We start from the raw sequence: 14,663 nt of genomic DNA, 5'->3' as shown, positions 1-14,663 counted from the left end.
GACCCGGAGGTCCCCGTGCCCGGTCCCGTGCGCCGCCCCCGGCGCCGGCTCAGCCAGCCCCGCGAGCAGGTCCTCGCCGCGGCGATGACGACCATCGCCGCGGAGGGCCTGGACCGGCTGACCATGGCCGGCCTGGGCCGCGAGGTCGGCATGAGCAGCGGCCACATCCTCTACTACTTCGGTACGAAGGACGAGCTGCTGCTGCAGACCCTGCAGTGGAGCGAGGAGCAGCTCGGCGCCGAACGCCGGGCCGCCCTCTCCCGCCGCGTCCCCGCCCGCGAACGGCTGGACGCGCTGGTCGACCTCTACCTCCCCGAAGGCCACCGCGACCCGCGCTGGACGCTGTGGCTGGAGGTGTGGAACCGCTCCCAGAACGCCGACGACGAAACCCGCGAACGCCAGCTCGACCTCGAACTCGCCTGGCACCGCGACCTGGTGGCCCTCCTCGTCGAGGGCATCTCGAAGGGCGAGTTCCGCCCCGTCGACGCCGAACGCTTCGCGACCCGCACCCGCGCCCTCCTCGACGGCTTCGGCTCCCAGCTCGTCGTCGGCCTCCCGGGCACGGACCGGGAGCAAGTACGCGGCCATCTACGGGAATTCCTGGACGAATCGCTGTCCGTCCAGCGGGACTGAGGGGGCCCGGCGCGCTGGACCTTCCCGGCCCTCATTCCGACCGGCGTTCATTCCCCCCGGCGGAAATGGCGGCGGTACAGCTCGACCGCTTGCTCCGGCGGGTAGTTGGGCAACGCGCTGACCTCGCCGTCCGCCTTGGAGATCACGAGGCGGGACCCTCCCGGATCACGCGGAGAGGCGGTGGGGTCCTCCCGGGGAGGAAACACCGGGTACACCAGATATCCGATGTCGAATTCATGAACATGCAGGACCGGCTCTTCCCCGCCCGGCCAGACGCCCGGGAAATGACCCCGCCCGATCTCCAGCGCCCCATCAGCATCGGTGGGAATCGGCCGCCGGTCCGCCCGGGACCGGTGTGCCGGGGATGGCCCATGCGGCTCGTACGGCTCGGACATCTCCCCGCCTCCCTCTCCCTTCCCCCTCTTCGCCATTCCTCCCCTTTCTCGCAGTGGAACGCTATGCGCTACGGCGCCGGGACGGTCCAAAGGAGCGCGCGCCGAGCACCGGATGCGACCGACCGTGACCACAACGCACGCAAGTACCCACGATCGTTGCCGACCGTGCTCTTGCCGAAGGCTCCCGGGTCCGCGACCGTGAGCGGCTATGGGACGAGAGCAATGGAAGAAGATCTGGGTCGGCTCGGCCGGCAATATGGTCGAGTGGTTCGACTGGTTCGTCTACGCCAGTTTCGCGGTCTACTTCGCGGATTCGTTCTTCCCGAAGGGGAATGACACCGCGAACCTCATGAACACCATGGGGATCTTCGCCGTCGGCTTCTTCATGCGCCCGGTGGGCGGCTGGGTGCTCGGCCGGGTGGGGGACCGCAAGGGCCGGAAGGCCGCGCTCACACTGACCGTCACGCTGATGTCCGCCTCGGCGATCCTGATCGCCGTCGCGCCCACCTACGCGGTCGCGGGCTACGGCGGGGTGGCCGTGCTGCTCCTCGCCCGGATGCTGCAGGGGCTGTCGGTCGGCGGGGAGTACGCGGCCAGCGCCACCTATCTCACCGAGGCGTCCGCGCCCGGGCAGCGCGGCTTCGCCTCCAGCTTCCAGTACGTGTCGATGACCGCAGGCCAGCTGCTCGGTCTCGGCCTGCAGATCCTGCTGCAGCGCACCATGTCCGAGGACGCGCTGCACAGCTGGGCCTGGCGGATCCCGTTCATCGTCGGTGCGCTGGGCGCCGGCATCGTCTTCTATCTCCGCCGCAACATGCTGGAGACCGAGGTCTACGCCGAGGACGAGGGCGCCAACGCCGACCCCGCCCGCGGCACGATCAAGGCGCTGCTGGCCCACAAGCGCGAGGCGTTCCTGGTCATCGCGCTCACCATGGGCGGCACGGTCGCGTACTACACGTACACGACCTACCTCACCAAGTACCTCTCGGGCAGCGCGGGGTTGTCCAAGCCGACCGCTTCCCTGGTCAGTTTCTGCGCCCTCTTCCTCTTCATGTGCCTCCAGCCGCTCGCCGGAAAGCTGTCCGACCGGATCGGCCGGCGTCCGCTGCTGATCACCTTCGCGGTCGGCTCCACGTTCCTGACCGTGCCGATCATGACGATGCTCAAGTACGCCGGCAGCTTCTGGCCGGCCCTCGGACTCGCCCTGCTGGCGCTGGTCGTGGTCACCGGCTATACCTCGATCAACGCCTGTGTGAAGGCCGAGCTGTTCCCGACCGGCATCCGCGCGCTGGGCGTGGCCCTGCCGTACGCCATCGCCAACGCGCTGTTCGGCGGCACCGCGGAGTATGTCGCCCTGTGGTTCAAGGAGGGCGGCATCGAGTCCGGCTTCTACTGGTACGTCGCCGGCTGCGCCGCCGTCTCGCTGATCGTCTACCTCACCATGCGCGAGACCCGCACCATCGATCTGCACCGGGTCGGCAAGCAGGACGAGGGCACCGGAGCCGGCCGGAGGCGGGTGGGGGAGCCCGTCGCCGACTGAGCGTTCGCCCCGGCCGGGAGCGGCCTCCCCCGCCCGGGGGAGGCCGTTTGCCGTTCCCGGGGGATCCGCGTCCGGCTCCGGGCGGCTTGGCTGGACGGCATGACGAACACGAGGCGTTCACTCCTGCCGCTGCTGCTGACGGGCCTGCTGGCCACGGGCGTCGCAGCGCCGTCCGCGGCAACTGCCCGGCCCGGCGGGGCGCACCCGGGCACCGCGCGCCCGGCCGCGTCCCGCCCGGCCGCCGACGACATCCGCGCCAGGATCGCGGCCGTACCCGGGATGCGGGTGGTCAAGGAGAACCCCGCCCCGGCCGGCTACCGCTCCTTCGCGCTGGTCTACCGCCAGCCCGTCGACCACCGGCACCCCGGTAAGGGCAGCTTCGAGCAGCGGCTGTCGCTGCTCCACCGGTCCACCGCCCGGCCGATGGTGCTCTACACCAACGGCTACGACCTCACCTACCAGGACTCCGCGTTCCGTGCCGAGCCGACCGGCATCGTGGACGGCAACCAGATCAGCGTCGAGCAGCGGTACTTCGGCACGTCCCGTCCCCGCCCCACCGACTGGTCGAAACTCGACATCTGGCAGGCGGCGAGCGATCACCACCGGCTGATCCAGGCCCTCAAAACGGTCTACCGCGGCGCCTGGATCTCCACCGGCGGCAGCAAGGGCGGTATGGCCACCGTCTACCACCGGCGCTTCTACCCGCACGATGTGGCCGGCTCCGTCGCGTACTCGGCACCCGACAACACCGACGACCGGGACGACACCGCCGAGGACCGCTTCCTCCAGCGGGTGGGCTCGCCCGCCTGCCGGAGCGCGCTCACGGCGGTGCAGCGCGCGATGCTGGGGGCCCGGCGAGCCGAGATGGCGGGCCGCCTCGCACGCTGGGCCGCAGGTCAGGGCTACACGTTCCGCACCATCGGCAGCGCCGACCGCGCCCTGGAACTCACCGTGCTGGAGTTGCCCATGTTCTTCTGGATGCAGAAGGAAGAGGCGGACGACTGCGGTGCGATCCCCCGGCCCTCCGCCACCGGCGACGCGCTGTACACCTGGTTCGCAGGGGTGGCGAATCTGCCGGCCTTCAGCGACCGCGGTCTGTCCTCCGCCACCGCGTCCTACTACCAGTTGGGCACCCAGCTCGGCTTTGTGTCGCTCGCCGCTCCGCAACTGGCCGGAATGCTGCGCTACCCCGGACTCCAGGAGATGCGCACCTATGTGCCGCGCAGCATTCCGCTGCGGTTCCAGCCGGACGCCATGCCCGACATCGACCGCTGGGTACGGCAGCACGGCAGCGAGCTGCTCTTCGTGTACGGCGAGCTGGATCCCGCCCGGGCCGAGCCCTTCCGGACGGGCAAGGGCAGCCGGGACGCGCACATCTACCTGGCCCCGCACACCGGCCACCTCGCGCGCATCGAGAAGCTGGCGCCCCGCGACCGTGCCCGGGCCACCGCCGTGCTCCGCCGCTGGGCAGCGGTGGACACTCCGACCGCATAGTGAGACCGCCGCGTGTCCGACCGGGACGTATGGCACACTGCGGACCGTGCTCTCGTTCGCCATGATTATTGGCAGCAGGCGCGCCGGTCCGCAGTGACCGCCCCGTACGAACCGAGTACGGCGCGGCCATCGTCGTCCCAGACCCGCGCGCAGACCTCTCGCACCCGCGAGAGGTTTTTTCGTTTCCGGCCCACAGCACACCGGAGGCGGAGCGCGAGGGACCATGGAGGGACGGTGGAACCGGTTATTCCGGTAGACCGAGATCCCGACAGGAGCCAGACCAGCATGACGGACGCACCCTCCCACCCTGCGCGGCGCCCCTCCCAGGCCCCGCCGCCCGCCCCCCGTCCCGCCGACGCGGTGCCCGACGACTTCCATGTCTTCGACACCACGCTCCGCGATGGTGCGCAGCGCGAGGGCATCAACCTCACCGTCGCCGACAAGCTGACCATCGCCCGGCATCTCGACGACTTCGGCGTGGGCTTCATCGAGGGCGGCTGGCCCGGCGCCAACCCGCGGGACACCGAGTTCTTCCAGCGGGCCCGTGCGGAGATCGACCTCCGGCACGCGCAGCTGGTCGCGTTCGGCGCCACCCGCAAGGCGGGCGTCCGGGTCGAGGACGATCCGCAGGTCGCCGGGCTCCTGGCCTCCCAGGCTCCGGTCGTCACGCTGGTCGCCAAGTCCCATGTCGGGCATGTGGAGCTGGCGCTGCGGACCACGCCGCAGGAGAACCTCGCGATGGTCCGGGACACCGTCGCCTACCTGCGCGACCAGGGCCGCCGGGTCTTCCTCGACTGCGAGCACTTCTTCGACGGCTATGCGCTGGACCCGGTCTACGCCAAGGAGGTCGTGCGCACCGCGAGCGAGGCCGGCGCCGATGTCGTGGTGCTCTGCGACACCAACGGCGGCATGCTGCCGGCACAGGTCACCGCCGTCGTACGGACCGTCTTCGCGGACACCGGCGCCCGCCTGGGGATCCATGCCCAGGACGACACCGGCTGCGCGGTCGCCAACACCCTGGCCGCGGTGGACGCGGGCGCCACCCACGTCCAGTGCACCGCCAACGGGTACGGCGAGCGGGTCGGCAACTCCAACCTCTTCCCGGTCGTTGCCGCCCTGGAGCTCAAGTACGGGCGCCCGGTGCTGCCCGAGGGCAAGCTCGCCGAGACCACCCGGATCTCGCACGCCATCGCCGAGGTCGTCAACCTCACCCCCTCCACCCACCAGCCCTATGTGGGTGTCTCCGCCTTCGCCCACAAGGCCGGACTGCACGCCTCCGCGATCAAGGTCGACCCGGATCTCTACCAGCACATCGACCCGGCGCTGGTCGGCAACAGCATGCGGATGCTGGTCTCCGACATGGCCGGGCGGGCGTCCATCGAGCTCAAGGGCAAGGAGCTCGGCGTCGACCTCGGCGACGACCGTGAGCTGGTCGGCCGGGTCGTCGAGCGGGTCAAGGAGCGGGAGCTGGCGGGCTACACCTACGAGGCCGCCGACGCCTCCTTCGAGCTGCTGCTGCGCGAGGAGCTGCAGCGGGCCCAGGGGGGCCGGCCGCGCAGCTACTTCACGGTCGAGTCCTGGCGCGCGATCGTCGAGGACCGCCCGGACGGTACGCACGCCAACGAGGCGACCGTGAAGCTGTGGGCCAAGGGCGAGCGGATCGTCACCACCGCCGAGGGCAACGGCCCGGTCAACGCCCTGGACCGGGCGCTGAAGGTGGGCCTGGAGCGGATCTATCCGCAGCTCGCCCATATGGAGCTGGTGGACTACAAGGTCCGCATCCTGGAGGGCGCCCTGGGCACCGGCTCGATCACCCGGGTGCTGGTCTCCACCAGCGACGGCCGCGGCGAGTGGTCCACGGTCGGCGTCGCGGAGAACGTCATCGCCGCCTCCTGGCAGGCGCTGGACGACGCGTATGCCTACGGACTGCTGCGGGCCGGGGTCGAGCCGCAGGAGTGAGCGCCGCGGCAGCGGCATGACCGCGGCCCCGCACGACCCTCGGGGGAGAGGGGCCGTGCGGGGCCGCGGCCATGTGACGGGCCATGCCGGGTCAGGCCTGCGGGGCGGCCTTGACGGCGGAGATGTCGAAGACGAGCTTGACCTTGTCGCTGACCATCACCCCGCCGGTCTCCAATGCGGCGTTCCAGGTCAGGCCCCAGTCGGAGCGCAGGATCTCGGCGCTGCCCTCGAAGCCCACCCGCTCGGCGCCGTAGACATCGGTGGCCGCACCGTGGAACTCCAGATCGATGGTGAGCGGCTTGGTGACCTCGCGGAGGGTGAGATCGCCGGTGATGCGGTAGCGGTCACCGGACACCTGCTCGGCGGCGGTGCTGCGGAAGGTCATCAGCGGGAAGGCCTCGGCGTCGAAGAAGTCGGCGCTGCGCAGATGGCCGTCGCGGTCCGCGATCCCGGTGTCCACGCTGGCGATCTTGACGTCGAGGGACGCGGTGGAGCGGGACGGGTCGGCGCCGTCGAGGTGGAGCGTGCCCTCGTAGTCGCCGAATGCGCCGCGGACGTTGGTGACCATGGCGTGCCGGACGGTGAAGCCGATGCTGCTGTGCGCCGGGTCGAGGGTGTAGTCGCCGGTCAGCGCCGCGAGCGCGGGGTCGGCGTCGAGGACGGCGGTACGGGTGGCGGGGGCGGTGGTATCGGCGGTGCGCTTGCGCTGGAACAGAGCCATGGCTCCTCCTCGAAGACGGCGCACCGGGTGGGCGCGCAGATTTGTTTAAGCTTCAACGAGATTCACCGTAGCGGCATCTGGTTCAACATTCAACCTCTCTGCCGGGCGGGCGCCGCAGGGCTCCGTCGGGCGGGCTCCGCCGGGTGGGTGGCGGACGGCGTTTCGGTGCGGTCATTGCCGCTCGGCGACGGCTCGTGCTAGACCATCGGGAACTCCCAAGTGCGCAGCGCCACACTCCAGTTGACGCCATGGAGAGGACCGACCGTGCCGCCTTTCCCCGCCACGTCCGTCTGGTCACGCCGAGGATTCCTCGCCACGGCTACCGCGAGCGCACTCGGCCTCGCTGCCCGCCCTGCCGGCGCCGCACCCGGGCCGGCCACCGCACCCGGGCCGGCCGCCGCACCCGGGCCGGCCACCGCTCCAGGGGACGAGTTCGCCACCCTCCGCGCCCGCTGGTGCGAGCTCACCCTCGGCAGCGGCTTCGACCCCGCCGCCCCGCCGTACGCCGCCGCCCTCCAGGAGACCGGCGCCCTTGCCGGCACCTTCCGGGCGAGCATGCGGCCGACCGCCGCATCCCTCTGGCCGGACTGCCGCTACGACCCGCCGTCCGGCATCACCCAGAGCTACGGCCGGCTCGCCACCATGGCCCAGGCCTATGCCCAGCCCGGCACCGGCCGCACCGGCGACCCCGGTCTCGCCGCTGCCCTGCTCACGGGTCTCGACCACCTCGAAGCCACCGTCTACAACACCGTCACCACCCGTTACGGCAACTGGTGGGAGTGGCAGATCGGCAGCCCCAGACTCCTCCTCGACACCCTCGCGATCCTCGACCAGCACCTGCCCGACGGCGGTCCCGACGACGCGCTGCGCGACCGCGCTCTGGCCGCCGTCGACCACTTCGTCCCCGACGCCATGCTCGGCGACTACACCGGGACCAGCACCGGCGCCAACCGCGTCGACCTGTGCCGGGTGGTCGCACTGCGCGGCATCCTCGGCCGCGCCCCCGCCAAGATCGCCCTGGCCCGCGACGCCCTCTCGCCGGTCTTCCCCTACGTCACCCGGGGCGACGGCCTCTACGCCGACGGCTCCTTCGTCCAGCACACCTGGGTCGCCTACTCCGGCACTTACGGCTATGTCCTGCTGGACGGCCTGGGCCGGCTGTTCACCCTGCTCGGCGGCTCGTCCTGGCAGGTCACCGACCCGGCCCGGCAGATCGTCTTCGACAGCGTCGAGCGGGCCTGGGCCCCGCTGCTCCACAACGGCCTGATGATGGACAGCGTCAACGGACGCGCCATCAGCCGCGGCTATCTCCGCAGCGACGAACGGCACGTCCTGCGCAGCGACCACTACCACGGCCATGCGCTGATCGCCGCCATCGCGCTGCTCGCCCAGGGCGCGAGCAGCGCCGAACGGGACCGCTGGCACGCCATGGTCAAGGGCTGGATCGCCCGCGACCGTACGCTGCCGGTCCGCACCGACCGGCAGTACCCGGTCGCCGACCTCGCCCGGATCGGGAAGATCGCCGACGGCCCCGCGGCCGCCGCCCCCGAACCCGTCGGCCACCGGCTGTTCCCGGCCATGGACCGCGCCGTGCACCGCCGCCCCGGCTGGGCCGCCGGCCTGGCCATGGCCTCCGACCGCATCGCGTACTACGAGAACGGCAACGGCGAGAACCCGCACGGCTGGCACACCGGCGCCGGCATGGTCTATTGGTGGGGCGCCGACTTCGGGGGCGACCAGTACACCGACGCCTTCTGGCCCACCGTCGACCCCTACCGGCTCCCCGGCACGACCGTGTCCACCAAGCGGCTGGCCGACAACGAGGGCGGCGGCTGGGGCGAGCCCAAGCCCGCCGCGCGCTGGGTCGGCGGCACCACCGACGGGGAATTCGCCGCGATCGGCCAGGACGTGCGCGGTCTGGCCTCGACCCTCACCGCCCGGAAATCCTGGTTCGCGCTCGCGGACTGCCTGGTCTGCCTGGGCGCCGGCATCACCGCCCGCGACGGAGTACCGGCCGAGACCGTCGTCGACAACCGCTGCCTGGGCGAGTGGGGCACCGCCGCGCTCACCGTCGACGGCGTACGCCGGCCCGGCACGCTCGGCGTGACCACCTCCTTCCGCCGCGCCCGCTGGGTCCACCTCGCCGGACACGGCGGTTACGTCTTCCCCGGCGGCGCGCCCCTCAAGGCGCTGCGCGAGGCCCGCACCGGCTCCTGGCACGACATCAACACGACCTCGTCCACCGAGCCGTTCACCCGCCGCTACCTCACCCTCTGGCACGGCCACGGCACCGACCCGACCGATGCCGGTTACGCCTACCTGCTCATGCCGGGCGCCACCGCCCGCACCCTCGCCGCCCGTGCCGCCGACCGGCGCTGGCTGACCGTGCTCGCCAACGACGCCGGTCGGCAGGCGGTCGCCGTCGACCCGCTCGGCGTAACGGCCGCCAACTTCTGGCGGGCCGGCAGCGCGGGGCCGCTCACCAGCAGCGGCCCGGCGAGCGTGCTGGTCCGTGAGCGGCGCGGGCGGCGGCCGACGGCGCGACTGTGCCTCGCCGCCCCGGAGCGCACCGGCGATCCGCTGCACATCACCTGGTCACGACCGGTGCGCGCGGTGCTCGCCCACGACCCGGCAATCGAGGTGCTGGCCACCGGGCGCGCACTGCGGCTGCGCCTGACCCCCGGTACGAGCTGCGCCACCCACACCTGCACGGTGCGGCTGGGCTGACCGGTACCGGGCCCCGCCGACCAACCGGTCACCACAACATCACTCCCCTCCGGTTTGTGGGCCCCATACAGACGCGGGGAGGTGCCGCCACCCGAACGGAGGCCGGTACGCGGGGCCCGTACAGCACGGTTCTGTACTGCCTGCCCACCAAATCGCATGCGACGTTGTACGAAACCGACATCGGTGTGGGACGCCTCGCACACGTACCGTCGATACATGACCACTGTCGAAGATCTGCCCGCCGGCGCCAACGACGCCCGCGGGCGCGTCGCCGAGCTGCACGCCATCCGCGAGCAGGTCCGGCGAGGACCCAGCGAGCGGGCGACCGAAGCACAGCGTGCCAAGGGCAAGCTGACGGCGCGCGAGCGGATCGAGCTGCTGCTGGACGAGGGTTCGTTCAACGAGGTCGAGCCGCTGCGGCGGCACCGGGCGACGGGCTTCGGCCTGGAGGCCAAGAAGCCCTACACCGACGGTGTGATCACCGGCTGGGGCACCGTGCACGGCCGGACCGTGTTCACTTACGCGCACGACTTCCGGATCTTCGGCGGCGCGCTGGGCGAGGCCCACGCCACCAAGATCCACAAGATCATGGACATGGCCATCCAGGCCGGTGCGCCGCTGGTGTCCCTGAACGACGGCGCAGGCGCCCGTATCCAGGAGGGCGTCTCCGCGCTGGCCGGTTACGGCGGCATCTTCCAGCGCAACACCAAGGCCTCCGGTGTCATCCCGCAGATCTCGGTGATGCTCGGCCCCTGCGCCGGCGGCGCGGCCTACAGCCCCGCCCTGACCGACTTCGTCTTCATGGTCCGCGAGACCTCGCAGATGTTCATCACCGGCCCCGACGTGGTGCGCGCGGTGACCGGCGAGGAGATCACCCAGAACGGCCTCGGCGGCGCCGACGTCCACGCCGAGACCTCGGGCGTGTGCCACTTCGCCTACGACGACGAGGCCACCTGCCTGGAGGAGGTCCGCTACCTCCTCTCGCTGCTGCCGGCGAACAACCGGGAGAACCCGCCGTCGGTGCCCTGCGAGGACCCCGCCGACCGCTCCGGTGACGCGTTGCTGGACCTGGTCCCGGCCGACGGCAACCGCCCGTACGACATGCGCAAGGTCATCGAGGAGATCGTCGACGACGGCGAGTTCCTGGAGGTCCACGAGCGCTGGGCGACCAACATCATCTGCGCGCTGTCCCGGCTCGACGGGCGGGTCGTGGGCATCATCGCCAACCAGCCGCAGTCGCTGGCCGGTGTGCTGGACATCGAGGCGTCCGAGAAGTCCGCCCGCTTCGTCCAGATGTGCGATGCCTTCAACATCCCGATCGTCACCCTGCTGGACGTCCCCGGCTTCCTGCCCGGCGTCGACCAGGAGCACGGCGGCATCATCCGGCACGGCGCCAAGCTGCTCTACGCCTACTGCAACGCCACCGTCCCGCGGATCTCCCTCGTCCTGCGCAAGGCCTACGGCGGCGCCTACATCGTCATGGACTCGCAGTCCATCGGCGCCGACCTGACGTATGCCTGGCCCACCAACGAGATCGCGGTGATGGGTGCCGAAGGCGCCGCCAACGTCATCTTCCGCAAGCAGATCGCCGAGGCGGACGACTCCGAGGCCATGCGGGTGCGCATGGTCAAGGAGTACAAGTCCGAGCTGATGCACCCCTATTACGCGGCCGAGCGCGGCCTGGTCGACGACGTCATCGACCCGGCCGAAACCCGCCACACGCTCATCCGGGCCCTGGAGATGCTGCGCACCAAGCACGCGGACCTGCCGGCCCGTAAGCACGGCAACCCGCCTCAGTAGCCACACCCCACACCCGCTTCCGGCACCACGCCCACCGCGACGACGGAGAACACACCGTGAATGCTGCCCACCGCACCGACTCCATCCGCGTGGAGAAGGGCCAGGCCAGCGAGGAAGAGCTCGCCGCCCTGACCGCCGTCCTGTTGGCCCGCGCCGCCCACCGGCCGGCCGCCGCCGCGCCGGCCGGCCCGCACGCCACCGCCGCCCGGTGGCGGCGCCTGGAGCGCCAGAGCGGCTTTCATGGGGCCACCAGCTGGCAGCGGTGACGCCGTGACGCCGTGACGCTTCGCTGATCCCGCCGACGAGGGGTCCCGCATGGTGCGGGGCCCCTTGTGGGTTTGCGGGGGCCGTTGGTTGTCTGCGGGTGCGTGGTGGCTGGTCGCGCAGTTCCCCGCGCCCCTTTGGGGCGTGGCCGGAACCGGGCCGGGCTTTGGCGGGGCGGCTTGGTCTGTGGGGGCTGGCGCCGTGCGGGGTTGGTGGTTGCCGTGGGGGCCGGAGGGGACGCACCGGGGGCCGTCCTCGGCGCGGGCGCATCTGGTACGTGGGATTGAGTACCCCGGCGTCCGCTCCGGTCCTGCGGGCGGCCCCCGGTGCATCCCCTCCGGCCTTCGTCCGTTCCCGTCTGCCGCCCGGTGGCACCGTCCGTCACCGATCACAAGCGCACGCCGCCTCCGGCCAAGGCTCACCCGGGCCGGGGCGGGGCGGCGTCGGGCGGACGACGGCGGCCGGATGACGACGGTGGGACGGCCGACAGCCTGCACGCCCGGCAACCTGCACGCCCGGCCCGGCCCGACCAGCGTCCTGCCAAGGCCTGGTGCGGCTCGTACCTGGTTGTTGCCCAGTGTCCTGCCAAGTGTCCTGCCAAGGGGTGAACTGGTGGTGGCTGTAACGGTGATGGGTACGGCGGGGCGGTCGCCGACGTGCGGAGGTCGGAGGGGATGTCCGGTGCCCCGCCCGCAGGACCGGAGCGAACGCCGGGGTGCCTTCTGCACGTACCAGATGCGCCCGCGCCGTGGGGGCACCTCCCGGCCGAAGGCTGGGGGAGGGGTACCGGGCGTCCCCTCCGACCCACCACCCACAACGACCAGGCGCACCGGCCCCAGCCACCGGCAACGCGTACCGGCCCAGCCGCCAACCAGTAGTCGCATGAGGGGAATAACGCCTAACGGCCCCCCAATCAACGCGATATGAGGCCTCATCACTTTCCGGACGTGGTATTCCGGTTTGGTAGGTCGTGTCCGGATCAAGGCGTAGGTTCGCCCCAACCATGGGGAGCAGAGCTGTTCAAGCCGCCCTCCCCGTGCTGGCATGCGCTCGTCAACCCACTCCTGGTGTTCCGCACCGCGGGCCCTAGGACGACCGGAAGGAAAGCCCATGCTCAGCACGCTCAGTGCTGGTGCCGCCGTGGCATCGTTGCTCCTCGCCGGATCGGCATCCCCCACCACCGCCACCCGGTTCGGCGACGACCCGCCGAGCGGCAAGATCACCATTACCGTCGCCACGGTCAACGGTTCGGGCTGCAGACCCGGCAGCGCCGCCGTGGCCATCGCCCCCGACAACACCGCCTTCACCGTCACGTACAGCGAGTACCTCGCCCAGGCAGGCGCCGGCAGCAAGCCCACCGACTCCCGCAAGAACTGCCAGATCGCGCTGAATGTGCACGTCCCGCAGGGCTTCACCTACGCGGTCGCCCGGGCCGACTACCGGGGCTACGCCGCCCTGGCCCCGGGCGCCAGAGGGCTGGAGCAGGCGGGCTACTACTTCCAGGGCCAGCAGCAGACGGCCCGTAAGAGCCACACCTTCGTCGGCCCCTACGACTCCAACTGGCAGACCTCGGACGAGACCGACGTCGACGCCCTGGTGTACGCCCCCTGTGGCGAGGAGCGCTACTTCAACATCAACACCGAGATGCGGGTGGACGCCAAGTCGGCGGACCCCAAGGCCACCAGCTACATGGCCATGGACTCCACCGACGGCAACATCAACACCGTGTACCACTTCGCATGGAAGGAGTGCCCCGCGCGCAAGTGAGGCCCGGGCGCCGGCCCGGGGCCCGTACAGCGCCGCGCAAGGGCCCCGGGCCGGGCACGACGAAGGCCCCCGCACCCAAGGGGTGTGGGGGCCTTTCGTCGTACGGAGCGTACGGGCACGGGGGGCCCGGACGCGTCCCGTGGGGCGCCTAGCGCAGCCGGGCCATCAGTGCGTGCTCCACGAGCGTGATGAGCGCGCTCTTGGCCTCGCTGCGGTGCCGGGCGTCGGTCGTGATGATCGGCGCGTCCGGGCCGATCTGCAGCGCCTCACGCACCTCGTCCGGCGTGTAGGGCTGGTGTCCGTCGAAGCCGTTGAGGGCGATGACGAACGGCAGGCCGCTGTTCTCGAAGTAGTCGACCGCGGGGAAGCAGTCGGCGAGACGCCGGGTGTCGACCAGCACCACGGCGCCGATGGCGCCACGGACCAGGTCGTCCCACATGAACCAGAAACGGTCCTGGCCCGGCGTACCGAAGAGGTACAGGATCAGGTCCTGGTCCAGGGTGATCCGGCCGAAGTCCATCGCCACGGTCGTGGTCGTCTTGTCCGGCGCGTGCGTGAGATCGTCGATCCCCGCCGAAGCGGAAGTCATCACGGCTTCGGTACGCAGCGGATTGATCTCTGAGACGGCCCCGACGAACGTGGTCTTGCCCACGCCGAAGCCGCCCGCCACCACGATTTTCGCGGAGGTGGTGGAGCGGGCTGCACCGCTAGAGCTTGCGAAGTCCACTGAGCACCCTTTCGAGCAGTGTCACATCTGGCTGTCCGCCGGCGGTCTCGTCCCCGCCGGGCTGATGGATGGCGACGAGTCCGGCCTCCGCCAGGTCGGCGACGAGGATCCGGGCGACGCCGAGGGGGATGGAGAGAAGCGCGGAGATCTCGGCAACTGACTTGATCTCGCGGCAGAGGTGGCAGATGCGCTGGTGCTCCGGCAGCTGGCCCTGCATCTTCGCGGGGTCGGCGGTCGTGCTGACCAGCGCCTCGATGGCGAGCTGGTAGCGCGGCCTGGTCCGGCCTCCGGTCATGGCGTACGGGCGCACGAGCGGGTTGTTCGAACCCATGGGGGAGGGCTCGGGAGCGCGCCGGTGCGGCTGCACCGGCTGGATGCGCGGTGCCTGCGGCTGGTCGTACACCGATGGCTCGTACGGCTGGGAGTCGTACGGCCGGGGCTGCTGCTGCGGGGGCCGCTGCGGCCGGCGGCTCGGCGCAGACGGGAAGTTGAAGCGGTTGTTATGGGTCTCGCCCACAGGCCCGGACTCTTGTCCGGAACCATACGGGTATCCGCTCGGGGGCGTTGCCACGTCTCCTCCTCCAACTTGCCTGTCTGACGCCGGTCGCGCCACCGAACCATATGGCGCGGTGGCGG

Annotated in this window: 12 protein-coding genes; 8 read left to right on the top strand and 4 right to left on the bottom strand. The window is 71.2% G+C overall.

What is annotated here, in order from left to right:
* Positions 1–15 precede the first annotated feature (15 nt).
* Positions 16–633 (top strand): TetR/AcrR family transcriptional regulator, encoded by a 618-nt coding sequence (locus ACF088_RS00880; RefSeq protein WP_392373213.1) that lies wholly within the window; start codon positions 16–18, stop codon positions 631–633.
* A 47-nt stretch (positions 634–680) separates the two neighbouring features.
* Here the strand turns inward: ACF088_RS00880 and ACF088_RS00875 are convergent, their stop codons facing one another.
* Complete coding sequence (locus ACF088_RS00875) at positions 681–1,028, bottom strand: hypothetical protein (RefSeq protein ID WP_392373211.1); 348 nt, start codon at positions 1,026–1,028, stop codon at positions 681–683.
* Positions 1,029–1,236: 208 nt separating this feature from the next.
* Here ACF088_RS00875 and ACF088_RS00870 point away from each other — a divergent pair, with 208 nt between their 5' ends.
* The 3 genes from ACF088_RS00870 to cimA all read left to right on the top strand — a co-directional run bounded on the left by ACF088_RS00870 (position 1,237) and on the right by cimA (position 6,021).
* A complete protein-coding gene (locus ACF088_RS00870) occupies positions 1,237–2,568 on the top strand; it encodes an MFS transporter (RefSeq protein ID WP_392373209.1) in 1,332 nt (443 codons plus the stop codon).
* A gap of 99 nt (positions 2,569–2,667) precedes the next feature.
* Entirely contained in the window at positions 2,668–4,062 is a 1,395-nt protein-coding gene (locus ACF088_RS00865) for a S28 family serine protease (RefSeq protein ID WP_392373207.1), read from the top strand.
* A gap of 285 nt (positions 4,063–4,347) precedes the next feature.
* Positions 4,348–6,021 (top strand): citramalate synthase, encoded by a 1,674-nt coding sequence (gene cimA / locus ACF088_RS00860; RefSeq protein ID WP_392373206.1) that lies wholly within the window; start codon positions 4,348–4,350, stop codon positions 6,019–6,021.
* Between the two features lie 91 nt (positions 6,022–6,112).
* Here cimA and ACF088_RS00855 read toward each other — a convergent pair whose 3' ends face one another.
* Positions 6,113–6,742, bottom strand: a complete 630-nt coding sequence (locus ACF088_RS00855; RefSeq protein WP_392373205.1) for a YceI family protein — start codon at positions 6,740–6,742, stop codon at positions 6,113–6,115.
* Positions 6,743–7,006: 264 nt separating this feature from the next.
* On the opposite strand from ACF088_RS00855, the gene ACF088_RS00850 reads away from it, so the two are divergent.
* The 4 genes from ACF088_RS00850 (at position 7,007) to ACF088_RS00835 (ending at position 13,300) form a co-directional block, all read left to right on the top strand.
* Entirely contained in the window at positions 7,007–9,469 is a 2,463-nt protein-coding gene (locus tag ACF088_RS00850) for a polysaccharide lyase 8 family protein (protein ID WP_392373203.1), read from the top strand.
* 216 nt (positions 9,470–9,685) lie between these two features.
* Positions 9,686–11,269, top strand: coding sequence for an acyl-CoA carboxylase subunit beta (locus tag ACF088_RS00845; RefSeq protein ID WP_088800235.1), 1,584 nt, complete (start codon positions 9,686–9,688; stop codon positions 11,267–11,269).
* 56 nt (positions 11,270–11,325) lie between these two features.
* On the top strand, positions 11,326–11,535 hold the full coding sequence (locus ACF088_RS00840; protein ID WP_392373201.1) for an acyl-CoA carboxylase epsilon subunit: 210 nt from the start codon (positions 11,326–11,328) through the stop codon (positions 11,533–11,535).
* A gap of 1,108 nt (positions 11,536–12,643) precedes the next feature.
* On the top strand, positions 12,644–13,300 hold the full coding sequence (locus ACF088_RS00835) for a DUF4360 domain-containing protein (RefSeq protein ID WP_392373199.1): 657 nt from the start codon (positions 12,644–12,646) through the stop codon (positions 13,298–13,300).
* 148 nt (positions 13,301–13,448) lie between these two features.
* On the opposite strand, the gene ACF088_RS00830 is transcribed toward ACF088_RS00835, so the two are convergent.
* Both ACF088_RS00830 and ACF088_RS00825 read right to left on the bottom strand, forming a co-directional pair.
* Positions 13,449–14,027 carry an ATP/GTP-binding protein gene (locus ACF088_RS00830; RefSeq protein ID WP_073447656.1) on the bottom strand — a complete coding sequence of 193 codons (579 nt, stop codon included), beginning with the start codon at positions 14,025–14,027 and terminating at the stop codon, positions 13,449–13,451.
* Positions 14,008–14,598 (bottom strand): DUF742 domain-containing protein, encoded by a 591-nt coding sequence (locus ACF088_RS00825; RefSeq protein ID WP_392373198.1) that lies wholly within the window; start codon positions 14,596–14,598, stop codon positions 14,008–14,010. Before ACF088_RS00825 ends, ACF088_RS00830 begins: the two co-directional genes overlap by 20 nt.
* Positions 14,599–14,663: the final 65 nt, after the last annotated feature.

This window comes from Streptomyces sp. NPDC015125 (genome assembly GCF_043080045.1).
Taxonomy (GTDB): Bacteria; Actinomycetota; Actinomycetes; order Streptomycetales; family Streptomycetaceae; genus Streptomyces.
Note: the sequence above shows the minus strand (reverse complement) of the source record. Positions and strands in the feature narration are given on the sequence as shown.

What these genes read in the sequence shown, in the direction of transcription:
- ACF088_RS00875 (WP_392373211.1), bottom strand. Translation starts at nt 1,028, where the DNA reads ATGTCCGAGCCGTACGAGCCGCATGGGCCATCCCCGGCACACCGGTCC.
- ACF088_RS00870 (WP_392373209.1), top strand. Translation starts at nt 1,237, where the DNA reads ATGGGACGAGAGCAATGGAAGAAGATCTGGGTCGGCTCGGCCGGCAAT.
- ACF088_RS00865 (WP_392373207.1), top strand. Translation starts at nt 2,668, where the DNA reads ATGACGAACACGAGGCGTTCACTCCTGCCGCTGCTGCTGACGGGCCTG.
- cimA (WP_392373206.1), top strand. Translation starts at nt 4,348, where the DNA reads ATGACGGACGCACCCTCCCACCCTGCGCGGCGCCCCTCCCAGGCCCCG.
- ACF088_RS00855 (WP_392373205.1), bottom strand. Translation starts at nt 6,742, where the DNA reads ATGGCTCTGTTCCAGCGCAAGCGCACCGCCGATACCACCGCCCCCGCC.
- ACF088_RS00845 (WP_088800235.1), top strand. Translation starts at nt 9,686, where the DNA reads ATGACCACTGTCGAAGATCTGCCCGCCGGCGCCAACGACGCCCGCGGG.
- ACF088_RS00835 (WP_392373199.1), top strand. Translation starts at nt 12,644, where the DNA reads ATGCTCAGCACGCTCAGTGCTGGTGCCGCCGTGGCATCGTTGCTCCTC.